The following is a 25,525-nucleotide window of genomic DNA, read 5'->3' as shown; positions in this document are numbered from 1 at the left end:
GTCTGATGCTGTCCCGGTGGCGCCGCCCTCAGCCGGGCCGCTGCTCGGAGGTGCGACTCGGGGCCCCCAGCAGTGCGACGAGCGACTCGACCAGCTCCGCCACCGTCTCGTCGGCATCGGGGACCAGGTCACCGTACTGGTCGCAACGTCCCTCGAGGTCGGCCATCACCGACATCACCACGAGTGGCAGCTGTCGCATCCGTTCCCGCTCGGTGGCCGTGGGAAGGCCTCCGAGGCACCGCCGGATCAGCGCATCCAGGCGTTCGAGTGCACCGGCGTACGCCGGCACCGATCCCCCGGCCACGACCTGCGGTCGAGGACGATGCGGTTGATGTAGCGGGCGTACCAGGTCCGGCCGGCTCCCTCGCACACCACCTCGGCGAGCGGCGCCACGTAGGCCCGCACCAGCGGGCGGAGCCGATCGAGCTCGCCGGCCGCCTCGACCTGCGCGATCAACTGCTCCCGCCGGGCGTTCAACGGCGGCATCCGCAGCTCGATGAGCGCTTCGAGCACCTGGTCCTTGCTTCCGATGTGGTACTGCACCGCCGAGTTGTTGCGGTGTCCTGCCGCCTGACCGATCTCGCGCAACGACACCGCATCGATCCCGCGCTGGGCGAAGAGCCGCTCGGCTGCGTAGAGGATCCTCCGCCCGGCCTCGCTCTTGACGCTCACGTGGAGATCGTAGGAGACTCCCCGGACCAGGGTTTAAGACAGTTTGTCTTAACACGGGATCCGCCACAGGAAGGACTCAGCGTGAGCAGCACCGGGACCATCGAAGACGTCAGCGGAGCTTGGATCGGAGGTGAGGACCACACCGAGCGGTCCCGTCAGACCTTCGGTGACGTCACGCCGGAGCAGAGCCTCCGGTTGGCGGCCCGCGAGGTCTCCTCCGGCCATCCGGCCAGGATCGAGCAACTGGCCGACCGCACCTGGATGATCCAGCCGGGGATCGCGAACGTCGCCCTCTTCGAGACCGACGAAGGCCTCCTGCTCGTCGACGCCGGCTGCGCAGGCGACGGTGCCGTACTCCGCGACGCGGTGCGCGCGTGCAGTTCGCTGCCCCTGCACACGGTCGTGTTCACCCACGGGCACATCGACCACGCATTCGGGCTCTGGGGACTCCTCGAGGACGGCGAACGCCCGCGGGTGGTGGCGCACGAGAATCTGCCCGAACACTTCGGCCGCTACCAGAAGACCGCAGGGTTGAACGCCCGGATCAACTTCCAGATCGCCGGCGAGAGCGGAAAGGCCTGGCCAGCCGAACCCGCGGACTTCCCGACCGTGGACACGACCTACCGGGACACCCTCGAGCTGCTGATCGGTGGCGAGCGTTTCGTGGTCCGCCACGCCAAGGGCGAGACCGACGACGCCTCCTGGGTCTGGGCGCCCGAGCGACGGGTCCTCGCGGTCGGCGACCTCGTCGTCGGCTATCTTCCGAACGCCGGGAACCCCCGCAAGGTGCAGCGCTACGCCGAGGAGTGGGCCGACGCCACCGAGGAGATGGCCGCGCTCGGAGCCGAGGTGGTGATCACCGGGCACGGCGACTGCGTCACCGGCGCCGACTCGGTCCGCGCGGAGCTGTTGAGCATCACCGCCTATCTGCGTCACATCGTGCGGCACACGCTGGACGGGCTGAACGCGCATCGGATGCCCGACGAGATCGTCGCGTCGCTGGAGATCCCCGAGCACCTCGCCGAGCACCCCCGGCTTCAGCCGAACTACGACCGTCCGGAGTTCATCTGCCGCAACGTGATCCGCCGCTACGGAGGATGGTGGGACCGCTATCCGGCCAACCTGCTGCCAGCGCCGATGCCGGACCGGGCCCGCGAGATCGCCAGGCTGGCCGGCGGCGTGGAACACCTCGTGGAGCGCGCACGCGAGCTCTCCGACACCGATCTGCCGCTGGCGCTCCACCTCGCTGAATGGGCGTTCCTGGCCGACCCCGACCACCCGGACGCACAGGAGTGCTACGTGGAGATCGCCGCCGCTCGCCGCGAGGCCGAGGCCTCGATCATGGTCAAGATCGCCTACACCGAGCCTGCCCAGTGGGTCGCCGCGGTCCGCACCGGGGACGGGTCGTGATCAGCGCACCGTCCAGCTGATCGTCCGCGCGGCGTTCGCCCGGATCCGCGGCGAACGGACGGCGCCGGTCCGGTCGGCCACCCGCACCTTCACCGTGTGGCGGCCGCGGGCGGGCACCCCGAGGGCGGACGGTCGCAGGGTCGTCCTGCCCCGGGCGGCGACGACCTCCTTGCCGTTGCGGTACCACCGCACCTGGAGGGCGGCCAGGTCGCCGAGCGAGGCGAGACGCAGCTTGATCAGCCGGGTGCGGGAGATCCGGGTGCCGCCCCGGACGTTGCTGCTGACCGGCTGCGCGTAGCGGTAGAAGCCGTTGATCATCGACTCCTGGCCGGGCAGGTTGAAGCCCAGGCCGAGGCTGCGCATGATCGAGTTCTCGGTGGGGCGCCAGATGCCGCGAGCGACGTACTTGCCGCCCTGGTGCACCCCGACGGTGCCGCCGGTCGGGTCGGTCTCCCCGAGCCAGCGGTACCACTTGCGCGAGTTGTCGCGCAGGTAGGCGACGCTGCCGTGCACGGTGACGTTCGGCTCGGCGGCCTCACGGGTGGAGCCGTAGCCGCAGCTCCCGCACGACCAGTACTCGTCGGCGAGCTTGCCGAGCGCGTGACCGACCTCGTGGGACCCGATCTCCGAGGAGTAGGGGTTGTCGGAGGAGAGCGTGGCGATGCCGGTGAGTCCGCGCAGACCGTCGAAGTAGCCGGCGCCGCCGTAGCGGCTGGAGTTGGCGACCACCACCGCCAGCTCGGCCTGCGGCGCCTTCGCCGCGTAGCGCCCCACCGCCCGGACGTTCACGCAGATCAGCCGCTCCAGCCCGTTGCACCAGAAGTAGGCGCCGAGCGCGGTCCGCTTGTCGTTGACGTTGCCCGGGTCGGTGTTGCGGTCCCGGTCGATCCCGGAGTCGCGGGAGACCGCCTGCACCATCCAGACGTTCATCAGGCCGCGATAGCTCTTGTAGGGCTCGATCGAGGTCAGCTGCTGCCACCGGGCGCGGGCGTCGGCCCGGAAGTCGTCCTGCTGGGCGGCGGTGTAGCCGTCCCCGGTGATCACCACGTCGAGCCGGTCCCGCGAGGGCCCGGTCTTCGACAGCGCCCGCACCTTGCCGTCGACCCGCCCGGCCCGCGCATCGCCGCGCAACGCCTCGGCGCCCTGGGTGGGCGGCGCCACCGGGACGTCCCGGTAGCCACCGGGCGCGCCCTCCTCCGGCGGCACCTCCACCGAGATCGTCTCCGCCGACGCCGGTACGACGGCAGCCGCACGCTCGTCCTCGGCCGCGACCGGCGCGGGGGCCAGCAGCGCGGCTCCCAGCAGTCCGACGAGCACGGTCGCGAGAAGCGCGGCGGGCCCGACGCGGCCCGTCGGGCGCAGCCTGGACGGGCGCTGGTGGCGGGACGGGCGCAGGCGGCGGGACGGGCGCATCGGGGGACCTCCGGAAGTGTGCGCCGGGGGCCAGGATCGGCCGCGGCGGATCAGCAGTCTGCCTCACTCGAGCCCGGTCGGCGGACCGGCCGATCACCGGTGGACGTCGGGACCGGTCATCGCCAACTGAAGGGAACTTCCCGAATCCCTGGACCGGGGGGCCGGACCCCGTGCAGACTGGGCGGTCCGGAGCGAACTGACCATGACGACGCACAAGGGCCCGCACGGCCACTCAACCAGTCATCGACCCGCGACCACGGGTCGGGGACGTCGGTTCCAGTTCCCTGGGCGGGACACGATCTTCCGCCCGTTCGCGGTCACCTCGGTCAGTGCCCTGCTCGCGATGGGGGCTGTGTCCAGCGGTGTCGCCCTGCAGATGTCCGCCCAGGACGCCTCCGCCCCGTCCCCCGCGCTCCCGCCCGGCCCCGTGATCATCGGCAGCGCCGACGTCGAGCCGGACACCGCGGTGCCCGCCGGGCTGCGCCGCTCGCGGCTGCCGCACGAGGTCGCCGCCAACGCCGAACGCCCCTACCCGCGGGACCTGCGGGTGGCCGCGCAGGACGTGCGCGACCTGCCCCCGGCCGCGATGGCCGCCTACCAGCGCGCCGACCTGGTGCTGCAGGACGCGGCGCCCGGCTGCGGGATGTCGTGGACCCTGCTGGCCGCGGTCGGCCACGTGGAGTCCGACCACGGACGTGCCGACGGCGGCAAGGTCGGGGCCCGCGGCGTCGTACGTCCCGACGTGATCGGGGCGGCGCTCAACGGCAAGCGCGGCACCGAGCGGCAGTCCGACACCGACAACGGGCGGTTGGACGGCGACCGTCGCTGGGACCGGGCCGTCGGCCCCCTCGGTCTCACCCCCACGCTGTGGGCGGTGGTCGGCGTCGACGGCGACGCGGACGGCACCCGCAACCCGCAGGACCTCGACGACGCGGCGCTGGCCGTCGGCGTGACGCTGTGCAGCCAGGAGGGTGACCTGACCCGCGCCCGGCCGCTGGCCGCGGCGCTCGAGCAGTACAACCCGGCGGCCGGCTACGCCGACCTGGTGGCCCGACTTGCGCACCACTTCGAGACGGACGCTCGCCGGCTCGACCTGCCGGCCCCGGACACCGTCCCGATCAGCCTGCCGCTGGACCTCGGCGCCCCGTTGGGCTCGTCGACGCCGACCTCGAGGCCGACGGCCGACACCGACGGCCCGCTCGACTCCCTCGACACCGACCCCGACGGCTCCCTCGACGCGAAGCCCGGCACCCGGCCCTCCGGACGGCCGAGCCTCTCCGCCGAGCCGACAGCGGGACCGACGACCAAGCCGACCACGAAGCCGACCACCAAGCCGACCACCAAGCCCACCACCAAGCCCACCACCAAGCCCACGACCAAGCCGACCACCGAGCCGACCGACGAGCCCACCGCCTGCCCGACGCCCACGGAGACCGCGACGGTCACCGCCGAGCCGGTCGAGCAGCCCACCGGGACCGCCACCGAGCAGCCCACCGAGCTGCCCACCGAGGACGACCCGGTCGAGGACTGCTCGCCGACCCCCCGGGCCACCGCGACCGTCACCGTGACGGTGACTCCGCTGGCCGGCCCGACCGGCAAGCCCCTCGCGACGCCCTGAGCCCGGCCCGCTGAGCACGATCGGCCGGGCCCGACCGGCCCGACCGATTCAGAGCCCGCGCGCCGCGCGCCAGGCGTCGAAGGCCTGCGCACTGGTCTTCGACGGCGTGTAGCCGAAGACCTCCTTGAGCCGGGTGTTGTCGAGCACCGGGCGATACTGCAGGAAGCGCGTCTGCTCCGGCCCGTACGGCGACAGGCCGAGCCGGTGCGCCACCGCCAGCGCGCCCCGGAGCACCGGCTCGGGCACCACCAGCATCGGCCGGCCCAGCCGGCGCGCGATCTCGCCGATGCTCAGCGCGCCGTCACCGGCCACGTTGAAGACACCCGTCTGCTCGGCGTCGACCGCCCGCTGGATCACGCCGGCCACGTCGGTGTCCCAGATGAAGACGAACGGCGAGTCGGCGCCGCGGATCTTGAGCAGCCGACGGCGCTGGAAGAGCGCGGTGATCTGGTTGTCCACGCGCTCACCGAGGATGGTGCCGATCCGGAGCACCACCTGCTCGAGCTCGGGGTGGTCGCGTCGCAGGTCCGCGAGCTGCTCCTCGACCAGCCGCTTGTGGTGGCTGTAGGCGAACTCGACGTTGCCGCGCACCGGGTCCTCCTCGGTGAGCCAGCCCTGGTGCGCCGCCCCGTTGTCGGGGTGATAGCCGTAGGCCGCGCCCGAGGAGGAGACCACCACCCGCCGCACGCCGTGGTCCAGGCACGCGCGCAGCACGTGCCGGGCGCCGTTGACGTCGACGTCGTACTCGAGGTCCCGGGTCGACCCCTTGCCGGGGGTGACGATCGAGGCCAGGTGCACCACCACCGCGGGACGGTGCGCGCCGATCACGGCATCGACCTGCGCGGCGTCGGTGACGTCCATGACGTCGTGCTCGACCCCCGCCCCGGGGGCTCCGGGAGCCGCAGGTCGGTGCTGACCACCCGGTGGCCCGCCGCGGCGAGGCCGCGCACCACCGAGGTGCCGAGGAATCCGCTGCCCCGGTGACCAGGACCGACCGGGGCGAGGTGCTCATGCCGCGCTCCCTTCGACGGCCGTGCCCTCCGGCGTGGTCCGGCGCGAGCGCCACACCTGCGCGACGGCGAGGCCGGCGATGATGTCCCAGATGCCCCACCACGCGGCCACCAGCGCCATCCCGCCGAGGCCGTCGAAGTAGGTGAAGACCAGCAGCAGTCCGAGGCCGGCGTTGCGGATGCCGACCTCGAAGGTCATCGCCCGCACGCTGGCCGCCGGCAGCCGGGTGAGCCGGGCGATCGAGTAGCCCAGTCCCAGGGCGAGCGCGTCGTGCAGGAAGACCGCCACCAGCACGATCCCGATGTAGGTGACGAAGATCGACCAGTTGTTGGTGACGCCGATGACGATCACCGCGCCGAGCGCCAGGAAGGCCAGCGGACTCACCACCCGGCTGGCCCGGGCCGCGAACGCCGGCCAGAAGCGGGCGATGGCGATCCCGGCGACGAACGGGAGCCCGATCACGAAGGCGATCTCGGAGAACATGTCCACCGCGGAGAGCTCGATGTCCTCCAGCATCGCGCTACCGGTGGGGTGCAGCGAGCCCCACAGCGCCATGTTGAGCGGCATCACGAAGATCGCCAGCACGTTGCCCACCGCGGTCATCGACACCGACAGCGCCACGTCGCCCCGCGCCCGGTGGGTGAGGATGTTGGAGACGTTGCCGGGCGGGCAGCAGGCGACCAGGATCATCCCGAGCGCGACCGACCCGCGGATGTCCAGGGCGAGGGTGAGCAGGAAGGTGATCGCCGGGAGCAGCAGGAACTGGGCGAGCACGCCGATCCCGATCACGCCGGGTCGTCGCGCCGCGGCCGCGAAGTCGTCCAGCTTGGTGTCCAGCGCGATCCCGAACAGGATCGCGCCGATCACGATCTTCAGCGTGGTCAGCGACCCCTCGTCGAAGTCGATGTTGATCGTGTCGACGTCGGCGGCGAGCACCGCCACCTGGGGCAGCAGGCCGCTCACCGGGAGCCCTCCGGACCGAGCTCGGCGACGGCGGCCCGCACCTCGCCGCGGTAGGCGTCCTTGTTGACGTAGTAGCTCATCCGCTCCAGCCCGAGGTAGTGGTAGCCGCCGGTCAGGTCCGGCCGCGGTCCCCGCACCCGCTCGTCGAAGGCGTCGGCGGCCGCCGGGTCGTCTCGGCGCGCCCGCAGGTACGCCGCCACCAGCTCGGCCTGTTCGTAGCGACCCTGCCACCCGATGCCGGAGGCCTCGATCATCCCGAGCACGAAGAGGTTGGCCGCCTTCTGAGGGAAGATGTTGAGGTAGAGGTCCGGCGCGGTCCCGCTGCCGGGTCCGGCCCAGGAGAGCAGCGCCGGGTCGAGGAACGGGTAGTGCAGGTGGTAGCCGGTGGCCAGCACCACCACGTCGTACGCCCGGCGGGTGCCGTCGGCGAAGACCACGTCCTCGCCGTCGAAGCGCCGGATGTCCGGGCGGACCCCGATGTCGCCGTGCCCGACGTGGTGCAGGACCAGCGAGTTCACCACCGGGTGCGACTCGTAGATCCGGTAGTCGGGCTTGGGGAAGCCGAACCGGACCGGGTCGCCGGTGAAGAGCTTGAGCACCCGGCTGTCGACCGCCTGCTTGATCCGGGCGGGCAGCGGGCGCCCCTGGTTGAGGGTGTCGGCGGGCTTGCCGAGGATGTACTTCGGCACGAAGTAGTAGCCGCGGCGCACGCTGATGTCGACGCTGGCCGCGTGGTGCACCGCGTCGACGGCGATGTCGCAGCCGGAGTTGCCGGCACCGATGACCAGCACCCGCTTGCCGGCGAAGACGGTCGCCGACTTGTAGCGGCTGGTGTGGAAGATCTCGCCGCTGAACTCGCCCTCGAACCGCGGCACCGCCGGCTCGCTGAGCGTCCCGTTGGCCACCACCACTCCGCGGTGCAGCTCGGTGTGCGTGCCGTCGGGGCCGGTGCTGGTCACCTGCCAACCGCCCCGGCCGCCGTCGACCGGCTCGAGGGCGTTCACCTCGGTGCCGAAGCGGTAGCCCGAGCGCAGGTCGAAGGTGTCGGCGAACTCCTGGAAGTACCGCAACAGCTCGCGGTGGCTCGGGTAGTCCGCGACGTCGGTCGACATCGGGAACTCGGTGAACTCGGTCGTCGTACGCGACGAGATCAGGTGGGCGGAGTCGTAGACGGTGCTGCGCGGGCCGTCGATGTTCCAGAGGCCCCCGACGCCGTCGGCGAGCTCGTAGCCGGTCCAGGGCAGTCCCACCCGCTGCAGGTTGCGAGCGCCGGCGAGGCCGGAGGGTCCGGCGCCGATGACGGCGTAGCCGGGTTCGTTCATCAGGGTGCTCCTCGCAGGTCGCCGTGCACGGCGGTGCGTGCCAGGCGGCGTTTCATCAATCGGGTGTAGAGGGCCGGCGCGTGCCGGTAGAGGTGCCAGGAGAGCCACGCGGTCCGGCCGACCAGCACCCGGTCGCGGCCGCTGCGGACCGCCTCGACTACCGCGCGCGCCACGTCGTCGGCGGTCACCTCGGCCCCGGTGGTCGCCCGCACCCGGCCCGAGGCCCGCGGACCGGCCTCGCCCATGCCGCCGGTCACGAAGGTGGGGTGGACCAGGGTGACCCCGACCCCGTCGGGGGCGAGCTCGATGCGCAGCGCCTCGAAGAGTCCGGTCACCGCGTGCTTCGCGCCGACGTAGGCCGGCCGTCCCAGGACCGGGGCGAAGCCGGTGACCGAGCCGATCACCACCACCCGCCCGCCGGAGCGGCGCAGCGCCGGCAGCGCCGCCTGGGTGCAGGCGATGGCGCCGAGGTGGTTCACCTCGACCACCCGTCGGTGCACGGCGACGTCGTGGTCCTCGAAGCGCCCGATCGCTGAGATCCCCGCGTTGTTCACCAGTACGTCGATCCGCCCCAGGTCGGCCACCACCGCGGCGAGGACGGTCCGGACCTCGGCGTCGTCGGTGATGTCGCAGCCGCGGAACCGGGCGTCGCCGGCGGGCAGCGCACCGGGCAGGTCGAGGCCGACCACGCGGTAGCCGGCGGTGGCCAAGCGGTCGAGCAGGCGCCGGCCGATGTTGCCGGCCGCTCCGGTGACCACCGCGACGGGAGCGGCCTGCGGTGGGGTGGCGGCGGACTGGTCGTTCACGGCCGCAGCCTCGCACACCGTCCGCCGCGCGGTGACACCGGTCACACCGTTCTGCATCCACACTGCAGAACGTGCACCCACCGAACTCATCCGTGACCTAATGTCGCAGCAACCGTTGGGTTCTCGGGAGGGAAACATGATCCGACACACATCTGCACACACGTCCACCACCACGACCGGCCGGCGACGCCGCACGGCCACCGTGATCGCGGCCGCCGCGGCCACGGCCCTGCTCGCTCCGCTGGCACTCGCGCCGCCGAGCGCCGGGGCGGCTCCCGTCGAACGTTCCGGGACGGACCGGACCGGCGCGGAGCGGCCGCGGGCATCGGCCGTGGTCAACGGCGACGACCCGATCGACTACGTCGCCCTCGGCGACTCCTACAGCGCCGGCCCCCTGGTGCCGGCGCTGCAGCTGGGCGACCTGGGCTGCATCCGGTCGACCAACAACTATCCGGCGTTCCTGGCCGACTACTTCGACGTCGCCAGCTTCACCGACGTCACCTGCTCCGGCGCCGAGACCGACGACCTGGACCGGCAGCGCCAGTCGACCATCATCCCCGGGCCCGCGCCGGCCCGGCAGGTCGGCGCGCTGTCCCGGGCCACCGACCTGGTCACCGTCGGCATCGGCGGCAACGACTACAGCCTCTTCGGGTCGATGATCGACGTCTGCGGCGAGGTCGCGAAGGCACGGCCGAACGGCGCCCCCTGCAAGGCCCACTTCACCAACCGCAAGGGGGTGGACACCAAGCTGCGTGACGCCAAGCGGATCCAGCGCGACGTCGCCCGCTCGCTCCGGGCGGTGCGTCGCAACGCCCCCAACGCCGAGGTCTACGTCGTCGGCTACCCGCGGCTGCTCCCCGAGCGGGGCTCCTGCGACGCGGTCGGCTTCGCGAAGGGCGACTACGCCTGGGGGAACCGGGTCGAACGACGCCTCAACCTCTCGCTGCGCAACGCGGCGAAGGCCACCGGCGCCCGGTACGTCGACCTCTACCCCGCCTCGCGCGGCCACGACGCCTGCGCGAAGCAGGAGGCCTGGATCAACGGCAAGACCCTGAACCCGCTGCGCGCCGCCAACTTCCACCCCTACCTGCGCGGGATGCGCGGGGCGGCGCAGGCGATCTACCACCAGCTCACCGGCGGACGCACCGCCCCCGCCGGCGTCTTCGCCTGGCCGCCGATCGGCGGGCAGCCGACGGTCCGGATGACGCCGGACCGCGCCCGGACGATCACCGACGCGTGGGCGCGGTGGGAGGAGTCGCAGGGCTCCTGAGCCAGCCGGCCGTCAGGGCCGGGTCGGACCACGAGGTCCGGCCCGGCCCTTCGCCGTCCGGCACCGGCTACTCCGGGCTGACCAGGAACTCCTTCGCCTTGGCGATCGCGAAGCCCCACCCCTGCCCCAGGGTCGGGCGGGAGGGGATGGAGACCTCGTCCGGGTTGGTGACCACGTCGAGCAGCACCGGTCCCGGGTGGGCCAGCGCGCCGGCGACCGCGTCGTCGACGTCGGCGGGGTCGGTGACCCGCACCCCGTGCAGGCCGAGCGAGCGGGCTACGGCGGCCAGGTCGGGGTTGTGCAGCACGGTGCCGAACTCGGGCATGCCGACCTGCTCCATCTCCAGCTTCACCATGCCGAGCCGGCCGTTGTCGAAGACCACGATCTTCACCGGCAGTTCGTAGGTGACCGCGGTGATCAGGTCGCCGAGCAGCATGGTCAACCCACCGTCACCGGAGAGCGAGACCACCTGCCGCTCCCGGTCCAGCGCCTGCACCCCCAGCGCCTGCGGCATCGCGTTGGCCATGGAGCCGAGGTTGTAGGAGCCCAGCAGCCGACGACCACCGGTCATCCGGATGAACCGGGAGAGCCAGACCGTCGACATCCCGGTGTCGGTGGTGAAGACCGCGTCCGGCGCCGCATGCCGCTCGAGCGCCGCGGCGACCACCTCGGGGCGGATCCGCGCGTCGGGGTTGTCCAGCTTGCCCCGCAGCCGCCCGATGCCGTGACGGTCGTGGCCGGGGTCGGCCAGCCGCGCCTGCGCCTCGCCCCACTCGGTGTAGATGCGGCGGGCGGCGTCCAGGTGGGCGCTGCTCTCCCGGGCGTCGACCAGCCCGAGGAGCTCGGTCAGGGTCGCACCGGCATCGCCGACCAGCGAGTGCGCGACGGCGGTACGACGTCCCACGTGCGCCACCCGGCTGTCCAGCTGGATCACCGTGGTGTCCTTCGGCAGGAACTCCCGGTAGGGGAAGTCGGTGCCGATCATGAAGAGCACGTCGCAGGCCGAGAACGCCTCCGCGGTGGCCGGGTTGCCGATCAGCCCGGACTGGCCGATCTCGTAGGGGTTGTCGTCGTCGAAGCCGTCCTTCGCCTTCAGCGACAGCACCATCGGCGCCTTCAACCGCTCGGCCAGGTCGAGCACCTGCCGCCGGGCGCCGCGGGCGCCCTGACCGACGAGCAGGGTCACCCGACTGGCGCCGCCCAGCAGCTCCGCGGCCCGTCGTACGTCCTGGTGGTCGGCGGCCGCGGGCTGCGGCGGGTGGGCGAAGCGGGGCGGCTCGGTGCCGCGCGGGAGGTCGAGACCGCCGACGTCGCCGGGCACCGAGAGCACCGCGACGCCGGGACGGCTGTAGGCGGCGTTGACCGCCTCCTCGAGCAGGTGCGGCATCTGGTCCACCTCGGTCACCGTCCGGGTCCACACCGCGACATCGGCGAAGAGGGCGTCGTTGTCGACCTCCTGGAAGAACTCGGAGCCGATCTCCTCCCGCGGCACCTGCCCCACGATGGCCAGCACCGGGGCGTGCGACTTCTTGGCGTCGTAGAGGCCGTTGAGCAGGTGGATCGCGCCCGGCCCCACGGTGCCCATGCAGACCCCGACCCGCTGGGTCAGCTGGGCCTGGGCGCCGGCGGCGAAGGCGGCGGCCTCCTCGTGGCGCACCCCGACCCAGTCCAGTCCGTCCTGACGGCGGATCGCGTCGGTGAAGGGGTTGAGTGCGTCGCCGACCACCCCCACACGGTGCGGACACCGTGCTCGGCCAGCGCTTCGACGACGGTCTCGGCCACGGTGGTCATGCGGATCTCCTCGCGTCGGGGATGGGGTCGATCAGGTGCGTCCGGTCAGATGCGTCCGGTCAGATGCGTCCGGTCAGTGGGGTCGGGTCGGGGGTGAACGCCTCGGCGCTCGCCATCTCCCAGTCGTCCTGCCAGGACGACGGCGGGCCGCTGATCAGCTGGCCGGTCCCGAGACCGTCGAAGAGCTGCGCATAGCTGGCCACCCGGCCCTCGTCGATGCGGCGGCGCAGCATGCTCGGGTCCAGCTGGTCGAAGGAGTCCAGCCCCATCGAGGCGATCACCTGCACCGCCTGCTCGACCACGGCCGCCTGGTAGTTGCGGACCCGGTCGGCCTTGGTCGGCACGTGCAGCGCGCGGGTCCGCTTGGGGTCCTGGGTGGCGACGCCGACCGGGCAGGTGTTGGTGTGGCAGGTCTGCGCCTGGATGCAGCCGACCGCCATCATCATCGCCCGCGCGGAGAGGGTGAAGTCGGCCCCCTGGATCATCCGCTTGACGATGTCGATGCCGCTGGTCACCTTGCCGGCGGCACCGACCCGGACCCGGTGCCGCATGCCGACGCCGATCAGCGCGTTGTGCACGGTCATCAGTCCTTCCGTGAGCGGCATCCCGACGTGGTCCTCGTACTCCAGCGGTGCTGCCCCCGTACCCCTTCCGCGCCGTCCACCACGATGAAGTCCGGCGTGATCCCCTCGACCACCATCGCCTTGCAGATCGCCAGTACGTCGACCCGCGATCCGACGCAGAGCTTGAACCCGACCGGGCGGCCGTCGGCCAGCTCGCGCAGCCGGGCGACGAAGCGGAGCAGCTCGCGCGGGGTGTCGAAGGCGGTGTGGAACGCGGGCGACACGCAGGTCTCGCCCGCGGGCACGCCCCGGGCCTCGGCGATCTCCGCGGTCACCTTGGGTCCGGGCAGCACGCCCCCGATCCCGGGCTTGGCACCCTGGCTGAGCTTGATGCTGACCATCTTGACCCGGTCGTCGGCGACGGTGGCGGCGAAGCGCTCGGCGTCGAAGTGGCCCTCGGGGTGCGGCAGCCGAAGTAGCCGGACCCGATCTCCCAGACCAGGTCTCCCCCGCTGCGGTGGTAGCGGCTGATCCCGCCCTCGCCGGTCTCGTGGGCGAACCCGCCCATCGCGGCCCCGCGGTTCATCGCCTCGACCGCGTTGCCGCTGAGCGCGCCGAAGCTCATCGAGGAGATGTTCATCAGCGCGACGTCGTACGGGCGGGTGCAGTCCGGGCCGCCCACCCGCACCATCGGGGTCTGCTCCATGGTCGGCCGCGGACGGGCGGAGTGCACCAGGTACTCGTAGCCGTTGCGGTAGACGTCCCGCTCGGTGCCGAAGGGCTGCTCCCCCTTGATCCCCTTGGCCCGCTCGTAGATCGAGGAGCGGGTGTCCCGGTCGAACGGCCGACCGTCGTAGTTGCGCTCGATGAAGTACTGCTGCAGCTCCGGACGGATCTCCTCCATCAGGTAGCGGATGTGCCCGAGCACGGGGTAGTTGCGCAGGATCGAGTGGCGCCGCTGGAGCACGTCGTGGATCCCGACGCCGAGCAGCCCGACCAGCACGGCGAGCAGCACCCACCAGGCGGGACCGCCGAGGGCGGCGGCCAACGTGGTCACGACCGCCAGGAAGGCGAGGACTCCGAGGATGTAGAAGCGCAGCACTCCGGGCAGTCTACGAAGCAGGCCCGACGAGTCCAGCCTGCTGCGGGCGCGGGACCGCGGCCGCCGACGACTGGCCGATCCACTCCGGCAGCCGGCGGGCCAGCTCCGGCGGGCCGTCCACGCTGAACAGACCGTCCCGCGCGGCCGTGGACCAGGAGCGATCGCCGCGCCAGATCTCCGAGAGGGTGCGCAGGGAGACGTGGAGCCACCCGAGCACCTCGAAGCCGGGATCGACGTCGCACACGTCCGGGGTCCGGTCGCTGACGCACATCCACCAGGAGGAGACCCGGGGCTCGACGTCGGGGAACCGCACCGCGACCACCGTCCGGCCCGAGGGCCACCGCTCCATCGGCATCGTCCGCTGGATGTCCCAGAGCAGCAGGTGCGGGTCCAGGTCCTCGACACCGAGGCTGCCGACCCAGCGCGCACCCCAGACCTGGAGGGCCTCGATCACCGGGCGCAGCTCCTCGCCGGCCGGGGTGAGCGTGTAGCGGGTCCGTCCCTCCACCAGCTCCCGCCGTACGACGCCGGCGCGCTCGAGGGTGCGCAGCCGCTTGGACAGCAGGGCCGGCGACATCCGCGGGTTGCCGCGGCGCAGCTCGTTGAAGTGGGTGCTGCCCAGCAGCAGCTCGCGCACGACGAGCAGCGTCCAGCGCTCGTCGAGCACCTCCATCGCCTTCGCCATCGGGCAGAACTGGCCGTAACCCGCCATCGGGGCCTCCTCGGGGCCGTCCACCAGTACACACCCACGGATCGGCGCACCACCAGTACAGAACGTGAACCGGCGGTTCAGATCCAGCACTGGTGGCCCGGCGGCGCACCGGCGGACGCTGGCAGCCGGCCGGCCGCGACCGCGGCGGGCCGAGGGGACGACCTGAGAGGGGACGGCGATGACCGTCATGAACCAACCGGCGCTGAAGACCCGGCACCGGGCGATGTGGGCGTCGGGCGACTACCCGGCGGTGGCCCGGACGCTGATCCCGCAGCTGGGCGAGCGGGTGGTGGACGCCGCCGACGTCGGGGCCGGGGACCGCGTCCTGGACGTGGCCGCCGGGGCCGGCAACGCGGCGCTGGCCGCCGCGGCGCGCGGAGCGGAGGTGACCGCCTCCGACCTGACCCCGGAGCTCTTCGACGTCGGCCGCGCCGACGCCGCCGCCCGCGGACTGACCCTGCGGTGGGAGGAGGGCGACGCGGAGGCGCTGCCCTACGACGACGCCGCGTTCGATGCGGTGGTCTCCTGCGTCGGCGTGATGTTCGCGCCGTTCCACCAGCGGGCCGCCGACGAGCTGGTCCGGGTGACCCGGCCCGGTGGACGGATCGCCACCCTGAGCTGGACCCCCGGCGGGTTCATCGGAGCGATGCTGCGCACGATGTCGCCGTACGCACCGACGCCGCCGCCGGGCGCGCAGCCCCCACCGCTGTGGGGCAGCGAGGAGCACGTGGCCGCGCTGCTCGGCGACCGGGTCGAGGCGCTCGACTGCCGTCGCGAGGAGGTGGCGATCGACGCGTTCGCGGGCGGCGCGCAGTTCCGCGACTTCTTCAAGGCCAACTACGGACCGACGATCGCGGTCTACCGCAACCTGGCCGAGCGTCCGGACGACGCCGCCGCGCTCGACGATGCGCTGGCCGCGTTGGGCGAGGAGCACCTCACCGACGGCGTGATGCGGTGGGAGTACCTGCTCGCGAACGCTCGGCGGCGCTGACCGCGGGCACGGGGTGAGTCGGCGGAGGTTCCGGCTCACCCGGGCTCGGCGAACGTGAGGCCGGCCTCGGCCATCGCGGTCTCGAGCCGGCCCAGGGCGAACGGGCCGACCCCGTGCAGTGCGGCGAGGTCGGCCCGACGCCAGGTGCCGACCGCCTCCAGCGTGTGCAGGTCGGCGGCGCGCAGTGCGCGGGTGGCCGGCGCGCCGATGGTCCGCGGGAGCGCGGTGCCGTCCCGGCGCGGGGCCCGCTGGCGTGGGCCGTTGACGTGGTCCAGGACCGCCTCGCCACGCGGCGAGAGCCGGTAGCCGATCGCCAGCGACTCGGTCAGCCCGCGCTCCTTCAGCTTGCGCACGTCGCGCTTGAACTCCGGGGTCGGGCGGCCGAGGCCGGCGGCCAGCTCGGGCGCCCGCACCTCCGGCTGCCGGTCGATCACCCGCAGCGTCTGCCTGGTCCACGGCCCGACCGGCGAGGCGGCGTCGAGACGGTCCAGCCCGGCCAGCACCTCGGCGATGCCGTCGGCGTCGGGCACCGACTCCCGGAGCTGCTCACGCGGGTCGGCGCCGGCGTGCCGCAACCCGACCCGGAACACCGGGCGGTCGGCGCGCCCGGCGAGCGCCTCCTTGAGCGCAGCGACCGAGGCGGCGCCGGCGCGGCGCGCGTCGTCGGCGCGGAGGGCGGAGAGCGCCACCTTGTCGACCGAGGTCACCTCGACCAGCCCGACCGCCGTACGCAGCCGGGTGCCGACCCGGACGCGTGGCCGGTCCCAGCGCCGGAACGCGAGGTCGATCCCGCCGTCGCGGATCGCCTCGAGCTCGGCGGGGCGGATCATCACCTCCGCAGGATAGGCCGGTTCGCGGCGCGCGGGGAGGCGCTCACTACTGCGGCGGGCAGAGGCAGAACGGGTGGCCGTCGGGGTCGAGCATCACCCGCCAGGTGGCGTCCTCGGGCTGCTCGGCGGCGACCGTCGCGCCGAGCCCCTCGGCACGGGCGACGGCGGACTCCAGGTCGGGCACCCGGAAGTCGAGGTGGAACTGCTGGGGTGCTCCTGGCCGGGCCACTGCGGACGCGCGTAGCCGGCGACGGTCTGGAAGTTCAGCGTGACGCCCGGCGCCTCCGCCTGGGCGTAGCCGTACTCCGGGTACTCCCCGGTCACGGCGCCGCCGGTCAGGTCGGCGTAGAAGCGTGCCGCCCGGCCGGCGTCGGGGGTGTCGATGCAGAGGGCGTGGAACGTGACGGGCGCGGACGTGGAGGTCATGCGGTGCACTCTGCACCCGCCCGCCGACACCACCCGGGGTGTCAGCCCTCCGGGAGCGCGGCGAACCGCTTCTTCACGTCGTTGTACCAACCCAGCGACTTCTTCGGGTGCCGCCAGCGGCCCTTCATGTCGTTGCGGGCGGGCACGTGGTCGGTGTCGCCGGCCTTGACGACCTCCTTGAGGTGTTGGTCCTGCGCGTTGATCACGTCGTCGGCGGTCTCGCCGGAGTGCGCCAGCTCGCAGGGGCCGCCGAGGTCCTTGCAGGTCATCGTCTTCATGGGTTCCATCCTCTCGATCGGTCTCATCGTCGCTGCTCGGGTGCCGGTGTCACACATCCCGGTCCGGAGCCGTCACACCATTGACGATCCCCGAGATGGAAGTGTGACCACCATGGCCGACGAGCCCACCCAGGCACTCGAGATCACCGAGGCGTTCGAGCACGAGCGCCCGCGGCTGCTGCGCATCGCCACCCAGGTGCTCGGCGACCGCGCCGAGGCCGAGGACGTGGTCCAGCAGGCCTGGCTCCGGCTGCACGGCACCGACGCCGACATCGAGAACCTGCCCGCCTGGCTCACCACCGTGACCACCCGGCTGTGCCTGGACCGGCTGCGGGCCCGTACCCCCGACCTCGAGCCCGAGATCGACGCGTACGTCGAGGCGGGCGGGTCCGCGCCCGACCCGGCCGACGACGTCGCGCTCGCCGACACGGTCGGGATCGCCCTGCAGGTGGTGCTGGACCGGCTCAGTCCCAAGGAGCGGGTCGCCTTCGTGCTGCACGACACCTTCGGCTTCGAGTTCCCGACGATCGCGGCGGTCCTGGACACCACCCCCGTCGCGGCCCGCAAGCTGGCCTCCCGGGCCCGCGCCAAAGTGGCCCAGCCGGTGAGCGAGGACCAGCTCGCCGACTGGGAGGTGGTGGACGCCTTCATGGCGGCCGCGCGCGGCGGGGACCTGGACCGGCTGCTGCAGCTGCTGGCACCGGACGCGGTGGTGGTCGGGGATGCGGTGGCGGTCGCGACCGGCACGCCGGAGCGGATGGAGGGCCGCGACGCGATCGCCTCGTTCTTCAACGGCGCCGCGCACTCCGCCCTGCCCGTCTACATCGGCGACCGGCCCGGCTCCGCGTGGTTCGACAAGGGGGTGGCGCGGGTCGCCTTCGACTTCACCGTCGTCGACGGGCGGGTGGCGCGGATCGACTTCCGGGCCACGGCCCGGACGCTGGAGCAGGTACGGCGGCGCAAGGACGACGTAGCTCGCTGACGGCCGTGCGCGGCGGCGCGCGGTCGTGCGCGGTCGTGCGCGGTCGTGCGCGTCAGCAGGGCCCGGGTGCGTGGTCGCGCCGGGTGGTCGGGTCGGTCGGTCCACCCGCCGCCTCGTCCTCGGCATGCCAGTGCTCGCCGAGGGACATCACCACGAAGACGACGAAGAGCATCACGGTCGCAGAGATCAGGAAAGCCATGGCAGTAATCCTGCGCCGGGTCAGATGCTGCCACCAGTGGCAGCGATGCCGACGTTCGTCGTTTTCCAGCCATCTGGGCTGTGTGGTTCGACCAGCACGAACACCGGGTTAGGTTGTGGCGAGGGACCGAACAGTGGGGTGTCGCGCAGCGGGTCACCGGCACGCCGGATGAAAGAGGACCGCACGATGGAGACCGGCACCCAGAGCAGCACGGGGAGCAGCACCGGGAGCAGCAGGGAGAGCAGGCTCCAGGTGCGCGACCTCCGGGCGATCGTCGCGGTCGCCGAGCACGCCAGCTTCGCCCGGGCGGCCGATGCCCTGTGGATCTCCCGAGCCAGCATGAGCGAGCAGGTGAAGCGCGTCGAGCAGGTGCTCGGCGTACGGCTCTTCGAGCGGACCACCCGGTCGGTGCGACCGACGCCCGCCGGGCGGATCTTCGTCGACCACGCCGTCCGCGTGCTGGCCGAGCTGGACGGCCTCACCGACGCGGTCCGTGCGGCGGGCGAGCTCACCAGGGGGAGGATCCGGCTCGGACTGCCTGCCGGGGTGGTCAACCAACGGTTCTGGCACGCCCTCTCCTCCTTCCACCGCGACCACCCCGCCGTGGAGCTGGTCTTCACCGAGACCTCCGTCGACGACCTGGTCCGCGCGGTCGCGGCCCGCGAGCTGGACCTCTCCGTGACCGCCTGGCCGGCCGGCGCGCCGCCGACCCAGGTGAGCGTCGCCGAGCTGGAGACCGAGCCGACCTGCATCGCGGTCGCCGGCGACCACCCGTGGGCCACCGGCGCGACGTTGCCGTCCGCCGACCTCGCCACCGAGCCGCTGGTCGCCTTCAGTCCGGGCTTCGTGCTGCGCACCATCGCCGAGGACCTGTGCCGGCGAGCCGGGGGCGAGCCGACCGTCGCCCTCCAGACCTCGACCGACGAGACCGTGGCCGGTCTGGTCAGGGCCCAGGTCGGCTACGCCGTCACCACCCACGCCCACGCCCGCGACGCCGGACTCACGGCCGTCGCCTGCGAGGTGGAGCCGCTGGACCGGGTGAACGGGCTGGCGTGGGCCCGCCACCGCGCGCTGGACCCGGTCACCACGCGCCTGCGGGACCGGCTGCTCGCCGGCTTCGGGCACGACCATCCCTGACCCTGGGTCGCGCCGAGTGGCCGCGCGCATGATTGCTCCGCTCGAGCGAACAGAGAGTTCGATCATTCGGCGTTGATGGATCAGTCGGGCTCGCCCTACCGTTCCGGCGTGACTGTGCTGACCGCCGCCGTGCTGTGTGTCGGGTTCGCGGCGCTGATCGGCGGCGCCACCGGGTTCGGCTCCTCGCTGATCGCCGCTCCGCTGATGCTGCTCGCCGGCGTCGGGGTGACCGAGACCGTGGTGATCAACCTGGTGGTCGCCCTCGCCACCCGCCTGGCCGCCGCCTACCAGCTGCGCGCCGAGATGGACCGGCGACGCGTCCTCCGACTCGGCGGTGCGGCGATCCCGGGCGCCTGGGTCGGGGCGGTCACGATCGTGCTGATCCCCGAGGGCGTGCTCAAGCCCGCGGTCGGCGTACTGACGATCCTGTGCGGCGTCGTGATGGCGCTGCCCGCTCGCCGCGCACCGACCCCGCCGACTGCGCGCGCCACCCTGGCGGTCGGGGCGATCGGGGGATACCTCTCCACCACCACCTCGCTCAACGGACCGCCTCCGGTGCTGCTGCTCAGCCGGGCCCAGGTCCCCCGATGACCTTCATCGCCGACCTCGCCGGCTACTTCGTGATCGCCAACGTCGCCTCGCTGGCGCTGCTGTGGGGCTACGCCGACCTCGACCTCGGCGCCGCCGGACCGGTGCTCGCCGCCTGCGTCGCCGTCGCACTCGTCGGCAACCAGGCCGGCATCGCGATCGCCCGACGCCTCCCGATCTCGGTCTTCCGGCACGCGGTGACCGCGATGGTCGTGGCGGCCGGGGCGATCACCATCGCCACCGTGTGAGGCGGGGTCCGCCGCGCCCCATTCGAACTGGCTCCGAAATCGCCGAATTCCCGACCAATCCGAATGGGGCGCGCCGAGAGACCTCAGCCCAGCAGGTCGGCGAGCGTCCCGAGACCGGCCTCGCCCACCAGCTCACCGGGCAGCAGCGGCACCTCGACGATCGGCTCCCCCACCGCCTCCCGTACGACGCCCAGCTGGCGCTCCTCCGACTCCCGGCGTGCCGCGAGCAGGGCGCCGGCATCGGCCGGTGAGCGTCGGTTGACGACCAGGGCGTCGACCCCGATCCCCAGCTCGAGCAGCCGGGCGCGCAGGTCGAGGGTCTCGGCGACCGGCAGCCGCTCGGCGGCCAGGACCAGCACGAAGGAGGTCGTGGCAGGGTCGGTGACGGCATCGCGGAGGGCGGCGAACCGTGCCTGACGACGCACCAGCAGCCGGCGCAGCTCGGCGTCCCGGTCGACGGTGTCGGCGCCGCCGCCCAACCCGCGCAGCGCGGCGCCGAAGCGCTCGGAGCGGTCCCGGTTCGCCAGCAGGCCCTCGGTCCACGCGGTGAGCTGCTCGGGCAGCGCCATCAGCCGCAGGGTGTGGCCGCTGGGGCGGTGTCGAAGACCACCAGGTCATAGTCGGCCAGGCCGGTCTCCACGGCCTCCGCGACCCGCTCCAGGATCGCCGACTCGTGGGTGCCGGGCGCCTCCCGCGCGGCGGCGAGGTGCCGGTCGGCGGCGGGGCGCAGGCGTTCGGGGAGCAGCCGGTGCATCGAGGCGCGGACACCGGCCAGGTGCCGCTCGACGGTCGCCTCGGGATCGATCTCGATGCCGTCCACGTGGCCGGCGCCGGTCGAGGCCAGGCGGACCGGCCGGTCCCCCACCACGTCCCCCACCACGCGGTCCCAGACGTGGCCCAGGTTGTGGGCGGGGTCGGTGGAGACCACCAGCACCCGCGCTCCGGCGCGGGCCCGGGCCAGGGCGAGCGCGGAGGCGATCGAGGTCTTCCCCACCCCGCCCTTGCCGCTGACGAAGAGCACCCGCCGGGCCTGGACCAGACCCAGCAGGCTCGGCCCTCCTAGCAGCATCCGACGTGCTCGAGCGGCGAGCGGTCCAGCCCGATCCGCCGGTGCCAGGCGTGGAACTCCTCGTAGACCGCCGGCAGCAGCTCGACGCTCTGGTAGGCAGCCGGGTCCGGGACGCCGAGCGCCTCGGCCAGCACCACGGTGAGGAAGAGGTCGTCCTCCTCCCGCTGGGCGCGGCGCAGCGTCCGCCGGTAGGGGCCGGCGTAGAACTCCTCCAGCCCCCTGGCGAACGCGCGCCAGCGCTCGCGCAGGGTCACGACGTCCCGCTGGCCTCGTACTCGCCGCGCGCGGCGACCTCGTCGGCGTCCTCGGGCTCGGCCGGCTCCGAGGCGGCCCGGCGCATCGCCATCACCGCCTCCACCGCGACCCAGATCGCGGCCACGATGATGACACCGTCGATCGCCACCAACAGCCAGTCCTTGTCGTCGGCGAGGGTGCCGAACTGGTCGATCGCGGCCCACAACGCCATCACGAAGACGAAGACCAGCGGGATCAGCGCGGCCACCGGGTTGCGGCGCTTGCGGATCAGCATCACCGCGACGATGGAGAGGGTGAGCGCGGCGAGCAGCTGGTTCGTCGTACCGAACAGCGGCCAGATCCGCATCCCGCCCGAGCCGTCGGCGCCGGCGGAGAAGGTCAGGCCCAGGCCGATCACCAGGACGACCGCGGTGCCGATCCACTTGCCGACCTTGACCCCGACGACCTCGCCGGCCTCCTGGACCACGAAGCGCATCAGCCGCACACCGGTGTCCATCGTGGTCGCGGCGAAGAGGACCGCCATGGTGGCCAGGATCGTCGCCGAGAGCGAGACCGGGATGCCCAGGCCCTCGTTGACGATCGCGCCGCCACCGGTGACGAAGGCGCCGACGCCGCCGTTGCCGAACGCGGAGTAGACGGCCTCCCAGTCGGCCAGGGTCTTGAAGCCGGCGGTCGCGGCGATGATCGCGCCGAGCGCCAGCAGGCCCTCACCGACCGCGCCGAAGTAGCCGACGAACCGGGCGTCGCCCTCCTTGTCCAGCTGCTTGGAGCTGGTGCCCGAGGAGACCGTGCCGTGGAAGCCGGAGATGGCGCCGCAGGCGATGGTCACGAAGAGCAGCGGCAGGATGCCCGGGGTGCCCTCGGGGACGGCGTCGTTCCACGCCGGGGCGACCAGGTCGGGGGCGCTGATCAGGGTGGCGCCGTAGAGGATGCCGAGCCCGATGAAGAGCTGGACGCCGTTGATGTAGTCGCGCGGCTGCAGCAGCACCCACACCGGGAGCAGCGAGGCGATGCCGGCGTAGACGAAGAGCGCCACGATCCAGAAGGTGCCCGGGGACATGCCCAGGATCGGGTCGGGGAGCTCGACCGGGTAGTTGTCACCGACGATGATCAGCGCGTAGAGCGCGGTCACCCCGATCACGGTGGTGAGCAGCAGGTTGATCCGGTAGCGGTAGATCATCTGGCCGACGATCACGGCGACCACGATCGCGCCCCAGGCCGGGATCACCGAGGAGGGGGTGGAGATGAAGAGGCCCTGGATGACCACGCCGAACGCGGCGACGACCATCAGCAGCAGCAGGAAGATGACCACCAGGAACAGGTTGCGTCCGCGGGCGCCGATGTAGCGTCCGGACAGCATCCCGATCGACTGGCCGCGGTTGCGCGAGGACGCCCACAGGGCTCCCATGTCGTGCATGCCCGCGAAGAAGACGGTGCCGAGGGTGACCCAGAGGAAGGCCGGCAGCCAGCCCCAGATCACCGCGATCGCCGGGCCCACGATCGGGGCAGCGCCGGCCACCGAGGTGAAGTGGTGGCCCCACAGCACGTACTTGTTGGTGGGCACGTAGTCCACACCGTCGCTCAGCTGGTGCGCCGGCGTCGGGTAGGCGTCGTCCAGCTTGTAGATCTTGGTGGCCAAGAACTTCGAGTACAGCGCGTAGCCGGCCGCCAGCATGGCGAGACCGATCAGCAGCAGCCACAGTGATGTCACGTCGTCTCCTCCGAGAGAGTCAGCGCCTGCACCCAGACCACGGCAGGCAACTGACCGAGCATAGGAGTCTGTGGCTGGGGTCACTCGCACCGGGGAAGGCCCCCGTGGACGAGCGGTGCACCTGGTACGACGAACGGTCGGCCGGACCGGACGAGCGGTCCGGTTGGGGCGACTGGGGCGTGCCGTCACCGTCGCTGCCACGGCACCCGGATCCCGGCGGCGGACCCGGCGTGGAGAAAATCGTCGTACCCGTGCAACGGTTCGACCCGACCGGCCGGTCGAAGAGGACATGAGCACCGGACAGGCCGTGGCGCCGAGCCAGGAGCGAGGGGGAGCCGTGGACCGCGGGAGACCCGACTTCGACGACTTCGTCGCCGCTCGCTCCTCGGCTCTGCGCCGCACGGCGTACCTGCTGACCGGCGACCACGCCCTGGCCGAGGACCTGGTGCAGACCGCCCTGGCGAAGGCGTGGTTCTCCTGGGAGCGGATCACGGACTCCCCCGAGGGCTACGTGCGCAAGATCCTGGTGAACACCTACGCGTCCTGGTGGCGGCGCAAGTGGAACGGGGAGCAGCCGACCGAGGAACTGCCCGAGACCGTCGCCACCGACCCGTCGGCCGCGAGCGACAGCGGTCTGGACCTGCTCGCCGCGATGGCCCGGCTGCCGAAGCGGCAGCGGGCCGTCGTGGTGCTGCGCTACTTCGAGGACCTCACCGAGACCCAGGCCGCCGAGGTGCTCGGCTGCTCGGTCGGCACGGTGAAGTCCCAGCTCAGCCGGGCGATCGCCAAGCTGCGCCTCGACCCGGCGCTCACTCCGTCCGACACGCCCAGCGGGACCACCCCCGACACCAGCACCGCCGACACCAGCGAGGAGCGGTCATGAACAGCATCGACGACCTCCGGCGGACCGTCGCCGACCTGCCCGACCCCGATCTCGCCGCGCGCCCCTCGGCCGTGCGCGACCGGGTGCGCCGGATCCAGCGGCGGCGCAGGGCTGCCGGTGCGGCCGGCCTGGCCGCAACGGTCGCCGTGGTCGGCGGGATCGCCTTCGCGGTGGGCGCCATCGACGACCCGCCGCAGCCGGCGAACCAGACCGTGGTCGGGGTCGACGTCCCGCAGACCCTGAGCTCGCTGGGCTACACCTATCGCGTGGTCGACACGGTCGCCGGGGAGGACGGACGGGTCCGCGTCGACCTGACCGCCGACGACGGCCCCCGGTTGGTCGCCTGGGCGACCTCGGGCGAGGACGACTCCGTGCGCGTCTCTGGCGACACGGTCACCGACGCCTACCGCACGGCCGCCGCGGACTTCACCGACTGGACCGTGGTGCCCGCCGGCGAGCCGGCCCGGATCGCGGTCGCCGCCGAGGACGGGACGCCGGGTCTCGCCGTCTACGAGCTGACCGACGCCCGCCCCGAGGGGGAGACCGTCGGCGGAGTGACCTTCCGCGACGAGGTCGCCGGGGCCCGGTTGCTCGGGGCCGTCGCCGGCGAGCCCGGCGAGACCAGCATCGAGCTGCCCGCCCGGACCGCGAGCGGCGACGCCGGCATCGAGTTGTACGCCGCCTGCGTCGGCACCTCGAGCGGCGGCCGGCTGGCCGTGGACGTCGCCGACACCGAGGGCGCCTCCGTCCGGATGGGCGATGGCGTGTGCGGGGAGACCGTGCCGGTCGACGGCACCACCGACATCGCCCCCGTCGGCAGGGCGGCGAAGCCCGACACCGACGTGACCACCACGGTGACCCTGCGACCGGTGGGAGACGGGGACCTGCCCGCGGACGCACGGCTGGTGGTCGGCGTCTACGCGACGCCGGTCTCCCCCACCGACAACCGCACCGACCCCACGGTGATCGAGGACAGCGGCCACCTGTGGGAGAAGGTCGCCGTGCACGAGGCCCGCCAGCAACGGTCGCTGAACGCGAACGCACCTGCCGGCGACCAGGAGTCGGTGGTCCTGCTCAGCTGGCGCACCCCCGGCACCGGGCCGAGCACCCTGCACACCTGGTACGACGGACACCGTGGCGCGAGCTACGCGAACGCCGGGACCAGCGGCTTCTCCTCCACCCGACAGGTGGTGTCGCCGGGCGCGCCGGTGCGAGCCCGGGTGAACGTCGCCTCGGACCTGCGGATGGCGTTCTACCAGCGCGTCGACTGATGAG

Annotated in this window: 26 protein-coding genes and 3 pseudogenes; 10 read left to right on the top strand and 19 right to left on the bottom strand. The window is 72.8% G+C overall.

Going from position 1 to position 25,525, the window contains the following annotated elements; translation table 11 throughout:
- Positions 1–28 precede the first annotated feature (28 nt).
- Both FIV43_RS21160 and FIV43_RS16835 read right to left on the bottom strand, forming a co-directional pair.
- The gene (locus FIV43_RS21160) at positions 29–199 is read right to left on the bottom strand and encodes a hypothetical protein (RefSeq protein ID WP_181407552.1); all 171 of its coding nucleotides are present in this window, start codon (positions 197–199) and stop codon (positions 29–31) included.
- Between the two features lie 47 nt (positions 200–246).
- A complete protein-coding gene (locus FIV43_RS16835) occupies positions 247–672 on the bottom strand; it encodes a TetR/AcrR family transcriptional regulator (protein ID WP_181407551.1) in 426 nt (141 codons plus the stop codon).
- An 81-nt stretch (positions 673–753) separates the two neighbouring features.
- Between FIV43_RS16835 and FIV43_RS16830 the strand changes: the two genes are divergently transcribed.
- Complete coding sequence (locus FIV43_RS16830) at positions 754–2,082, top strand: alkyl sulfatase dimerization domain-containing protein (RefSeq protein ID WP_141015054.1); 1,329 nt, start codon at positions 754–756, stop codon at positions 2,080–2,082.
- On the opposite strand, the gene FIV43_RS16825 is transcribed toward FIV43_RS16830, so the two are convergent.
- A complete protein-coding gene (locus FIV43_RS16825) occupies positions 2,083–3,495 on the bottom strand; it encodes a M64 family metallopeptidase (RefSeq protein WP_141015053.1) in 1,413 nt (470 codons plus the stop codon). It lies immediately after the preceding gene.
- A 343-nt stretch (positions 3,496–3,838) separates the two neighbouring features.
- Between FIV43_RS16825 and FIV43_RS16820 the strand changes: the two genes are divergently transcribed.
- The gene (locus tag FIV43_RS16820; protein WP_141015052.1) at positions 3,839–5,113 is read left to right on the top strand and encodes a lysozyme family protein; all 1,275 of its coding nucleotides are present in this window, start codon (positions 3,839–3,841) and stop codon (positions 5,111–5,113) included.
- Positions 5,114–5,161: 48 nt separating this feature from the next.
- Here FIV43_RS16820 and FIV43_RS16815 read toward each other — a convergent pair whose 3' ends face one another.
- From FIV43_RS16815 to FIV43_RS16800, 4 genes are all read right to left on the bottom strand, one after another.
- Positions 5,162–5,974, bottom strand: a complete 813-nt coding sequence (locus FIV43_RS16815) for an NAD-dependent epimerase/dehydratase family protein (protein ID WP_141015051.1) — start codon at positions 5,972–5,974, stop codon at positions 5,162–5,164.
- Positions 5,975–6,121: 147 nt separating this feature from the next.
- Positions 6,122–7,087, bottom strand: coding sequence for a bile acid:sodium symporter family protein (locus FIV43_RS16810; RefSeq protein WP_196780865.1), 966 nt, complete (start codon positions 7,085–7,087; stop codon positions 6,122–6,124).
- Complete coding sequence (locus FIV43_RS16805; protein ID WP_141015050.1) at positions 7,084–8,409, bottom strand: flavin-containing monooxygenase; 1,326 nt, start codon at positions 8,407–8,409, stop codon at positions 7,084–7,086. Before FIV43_RS16805 ends, FIV43_RS16810 begins: the two co-directional genes overlap by 4 nt.
- Positions 8,409–9,215: an SDR family NAD(P)-dependent oxidoreductase gene (locus FIV43_RS16800; protein ID WP_181407550.1), complete on the bottom strand. Its 807-nt coding sequence runs from the start codon at positions 9,213–9,215 to the stop codon at positions 8,409–8,411. The genes FIV43_RS16805 and FIV43_RS16800 overlap by 1 nt, the downstream gene beginning before the upstream one ends.
- A gap of 136 nt (positions 9,216–9,351) precedes the next feature.
- Here FIV43_RS16800 and FIV43_RS16795 point away from each other — a divergent pair, with 136 nt between their 5' ends.
- Positions 9,352–10,485, top strand: coding sequence for an SGNH/GDSL hydrolase family protein (locus tag FIV43_RS16795; protein ID WP_141015048.1), 1,134 nt, complete (start codon positions 9,352–9,354; stop codon positions 10,483–10,485).
- Between the two features lie 67 nt (positions 10,486–10,552).
- Here the strand turns inward: FIV43_RS16795 and FIV43_RS16790 are convergent, their stop codons facing one another.
- From FIV43_RS16790 to FIV43_RS16780, 4 genes and pseudogenes are all read right to left on the bottom strand, one after another.
- Entirely contained in the window at positions 10,553–12,211 is a 1,659-nt protein-coding gene (locus FIV43_RS16790; RefSeq protein WP_196780864.1) for a thiamine pyrophosphate-dependent enzyme, read from the bottom strand.
- Between the two features lie 124 nt (positions 12,212–12,335).
- Positions 12,336–13,240, bottom strand: a pseudogene (locus FIV43_RS16785) (glutamate synthase-related protein).
- Positions 13,171–13,941, bottom strand: coding sequence for a glutamate synthase-related protein (locus FIV43_RS23295; RefSeq protein ID WP_269204032.1), 771 nt, complete (start codon positions 13,939–13,941; stop codon positions 13,171–13,173). The pseudogene FIV43_RS16785 and the gene FIV43_RS23295 overlap by 70 nt, the downstream one beginning before the upstream one ends.
- 10 nt (positions 13,942–13,951) lie before the next feature.
- Entirely contained in the window at positions 13,952–14,653 is a 702-nt protein-coding gene (locus tag FIV43_RS16780; protein WP_141015047.1) for a winged helix-turn-helix transcriptional regulator, read from the bottom strand.
- Between the two features lie 178 nt (positions 14,654–14,831).
- Here FIV43_RS16780 and FIV43_RS16775 point away from each other — a divergent pair, with 178 nt between their 5' ends.
- Positions 14,832–15,644 (top strand): class I SAM-dependent methyltransferase, encoded by an 813-nt coding sequence (locus tag FIV43_RS16775; RefSeq protein WP_141015046.1) that lies wholly within the window; start codon positions 14,832–14,834, stop codon positions 15,642–15,644.
- Positions 15,645–15,679: 35 nt separating this feature from the next.
- On the opposite strand, the gene FIV43_RS16770 is transcribed toward FIV43_RS16775, so the two are convergent.
- From FIV43_RS16770 to FIV43_RS16760, 4 genes and pseudogenes are all read right to left on the bottom strand, one after another.
- Positions 15,680–16,477 (bottom strand): helix-hairpin-helix domain-containing protein, encoded by a 798-nt coding sequence (locus FIV43_RS16770; RefSeq protein ID WP_181407549.1) that lies wholly within the window; start codon positions 16,475–16,477, stop codon positions 15,680–15,682.
- 43 nt (positions 16,478–16,520) lie between these two features.
- The gene (locus FIV43_RS23930; protein ID WP_407938909.1) at positions 16,521–16,862 is read right to left on the bottom strand and encodes a VOC family protein; all 342 of its coding nucleotides are present in this window, start codon (positions 16,860–16,862) and stop codon (positions 16,521–16,523) included.
- Positions 16,829–16,900: pseudogene (locus FIV43_RS23580) on the bottom strand (hypothetical protein); the annotation flags it as partial. The gene FIV43_RS23930 and the pseudogene FIV43_RS23580, both read right to left, overlap by 34 nt.
- Positions 16,901–16,941: 41 nt before the next feature.
- A complete protein-coding gene (locus FIV43_RS16760) occupies positions 16,942–17,178 on the bottom strand; it encodes a DUF1059 domain-containing protein (protein WP_141015045.1) in 237 nt (78 codons plus the stop codon).
- A 112-nt stretch (positions 17,179–17,290) separates the two neighbouring features.
- Between FIV43_RS16760 and FIV43_RS16755 the strand changes: the two genes are divergently transcribed.
- A complete protein-coding gene (locus tag FIV43_RS16755) occupies positions 17,291–18,160 on the top strand; it encodes a sigma-70 family RNA polymerase sigma factor (RefSeq protein WP_141015044.1) in 870 nt (289 codons plus the stop codon).
- A 52-nt stretch (positions 18,161–18,212) separates the two neighbouring features.
- Here the strand turns inward: FIV43_RS16755 and FIV43_RS21155 are convergent, their stop codons facing one another.
- Positions 18,213–18,359, bottom strand: coding sequence for a hypothetical protein (locus FIV43_RS21155; RefSeq protein WP_181407548.1), 147 nt, complete (start codon positions 18,357–18,359; stop codon positions 18,213–18,215).
- Positions 18,360–18,545: 186 nt separating this feature from the next.
- Between FIV43_RS21155 and FIV43_RS16750 the strand changes: the two genes are divergently transcribed.
- From FIV43_RS16750 to FIV43_RS21685, 3 genes are all read left to right on the top strand, one after another.
- The gene (locus FIV43_RS16750) at positions 18,546–19,496 is read left to right on the top strand and encodes a LysR family transcriptional regulator (protein WP_181407547.1); all 951 of its coding nucleotides are present in this window, start codon (positions 18,546–18,548) and stop codon (positions 19,494–19,496) included.
- Positions 19,497–19,604: 108 nt separating this feature from the next.
- Positions 19,605–20,087 (top strand): sulfite exporter TauE/SafE family protein, encoded by a 483-nt coding sequence (locus tag FIV43_RS16745; RefSeq protein WP_196780862.1) that lies wholly within the window; start codon positions 19,605–19,607, stop codon positions 20,085–20,087.
- Positions 20,084–20,332 carry a hypothetical protein gene (locus tag FIV43_RS21685; RefSeq protein ID WP_196780861.1) on the top strand — a complete coding sequence of 83 codons (249 nt, stop codon included), beginning with the start codon at positions 20,084–20,086 and terminating at the stop codon, positions 20,330–20,332. Before FIV43_RS16745 ends, FIV43_RS21685 begins: the two co-directional genes overlap by 4 nt.
- An 83-nt stretch (positions 20,333–20,415) precedes the next feature.
- Here FIV43_RS21685 and FIV43_RS22715 read toward each other — a convergent pair.
- The 3 genes and pseudogenes from FIV43_RS22715 to FIV43_RS16730 form a co-directional block, all read right to left on the bottom strand.
- Positions 20,416–21,401, bottom strand: a pseudogene (locus tag FIV43_RS22715) (ArsA family ATPase).
- Positions 21,392–21,655 (bottom strand): cory-CC-star protein, encoded by a 264-nt coding sequence (locus FIV43_RS16735; protein WP_196780858.1) that lies wholly within the window; start codon positions 21,653–21,655, stop codon positions 21,392–21,394. The pseudogene FIV43_RS22715 and the gene FIV43_RS16735 overlap by 10 nt, the downstream one beginning before the upstream one ends.
- Positions 21,652–23,367, bottom strand: coding sequence for a carbon starvation CstA family protein (locus tag FIV43_RS16730; protein WP_141015042.1), 1,716 nt, complete (start codon positions 23,365–23,367; stop codon positions 21,652–21,654). The genes FIV43_RS16735 and FIV43_RS16730 overlap by 4 nt, the downstream gene beginning before the upstream one ends.
- Positions 23,368–23,656: 289 nt before the next feature.
- Here FIV43_RS16730 and FIV43_RS16725 point away from each other — a divergent pair, with 289 nt between their 5' ends.
- The gene (locus tag FIV43_RS16725) at positions 23,657–24,250 is read left to right on the top strand and encodes a SigE family RNA polymerase sigma factor (protein WP_141015041.1); all 594 of its coding nucleotides are present in this window, start codon (positions 23,657–23,659) and stop codon (positions 24,248–24,250) included.
- Positions 24,247–25,521, top strand: a complete 1,275-nt coding sequence (locus FIV43_RS16720; RefSeq protein ID WP_141015040.1) for a hypothetical protein — start codon at positions 24,247–24,249, stop codon at positions 25,519–25,521. The genes FIV43_RS16725 and FIV43_RS16720 overlap by 4 nt, the downstream gene beginning before the upstream one ends.
- Positions 25,522–25,525: the final 4 nt, after the last annotated feature.

The organism is Nocardioides sambongensis (assembly GCF_006494815.1).
GTDB classification, from domain to species: domain Bacteria; phylum Actinomycetota; class Actinomycetes; order Propionibacteriales; family Nocardioidaceae; genus Nocardioides; species Nocardioides sambongensis.
Note: the sequence above shows the minus strand (reverse complement) of the source record. Positions and strands in the feature narration are given on the sequence as shown.

What these genes read in the sequence shown, in the direction of transcription:
- FIV43_RS21155 (WP_181407548.1), bottom strand. Translation starts at nt 18,359, where the DNA reads ATGGCTTTCCTGATCTCTGCGACCGTGATGCTCTTCGTCGTCTTCGTG.
- FIV43_RS16805 (WP_141015050.1), bottom strand. Translation starts at nt 8,409, where the DNA reads ATGAACGAACCCGGCTACGCCGTCATCGGCGCCGGACCCTCCGGCCTC.
- FIV43_RS16820 (WP_141015052.1), top strand. Translation starts at nt 3,839, where the DNA reads ATGGGGGCTGTGTCCAGCGGTGTCGCCCTGCAGATGTCCGCCCAGGAC.
- FIV43_RS21685 (WP_196780861.1), top strand. Translation starts at nt 20,084, where the DNA reads ATGACCTTCATCGCCGACCTCGCCGGCTACTTCGTGATCGCCAACGTC.
- FIV43_RS16780 (WP_141015047.1), bottom strand. Translation starts at nt 14,653, where the DNA reads ATGGCGGGTTACGGCCAGTTCTGCCCGATGGCGAAGGCGATGGAGGTG.
- FIV43_RS16775 (WP_141015046.1), top strand. Translation starts at nt 14,832, where the DNA reads ATGACCGTCATGAACCAACCGGCGCTGAAGACCCGGCACCGGGCGATG.
- FIV43_RS16825 (WP_141015053.1), bottom strand. Translation starts at nt 3,495, where the DNA reads ATGCGCCCGTCCCGCCGCCTGCGCCCGTCCCGCCACCAGCGCCCGTCC.
- FIV43_RS16750 (WP_181407547.1), top strand. Translation starts at nt 18,546, where the DNA reads ATGGAGACCGGCACCCAGAGCAGCACGGGGAGCAGCACCGGGAGCAGC.
- FIV43_RS16795 (WP_141015048.1), top strand. Translation starts at nt 9,352, where the DNA reads ATGATCCGACACACATCTGCACACACGTCCACCACCACGACCGGCCGG.
- FIV43_RS16815 (WP_141015051.1), bottom strand. Translation starts at nt 5,974, where the DNA reads ATGGACGTCACCGACGCCGCGCAGGTCGATGCCGTGATCGGCGCGCAC.
- FIV43_RS16725 (WP_141015041.1), top strand. Translation starts at nt 23,657, where the DNA reads ATGAGCACCGGACAGGCCGTGGCGCCGAGCCAGGAGCGAGGGGGAGCC.
- FIV43_RS16760 (WP_141015045.1), bottom strand. Translation starts at nt 17,178, where the DNA reads ATGAAGACGATGACCTGCAAGGACCTCGGCGGCCCCTGCGAGCTGGCG.
- FIV43_RS16720 (WP_141015040.1), top strand. Translation starts at nt 24,247, where the DNA reads ATGAACAGCATCGACGACCTCCGGCGGACCGTCGCCGACCTGCCCGAC.
- FIV43_RS21160 (WP_181407552.1), bottom strand. Translation starts at nt 199, where the DNA reads ATGCGACAGCTGCCACTCGTGGTGATGTCGGTGATGGCCGACCTCGAG.
- FIV43_RS16755 (WP_141015044.1), top strand. Translation starts at nt 17,291, where the DNA reads ATGGCCGACGAGCCCACCCAGGCACTCGAGATCACCGAGGCGTTCGAG.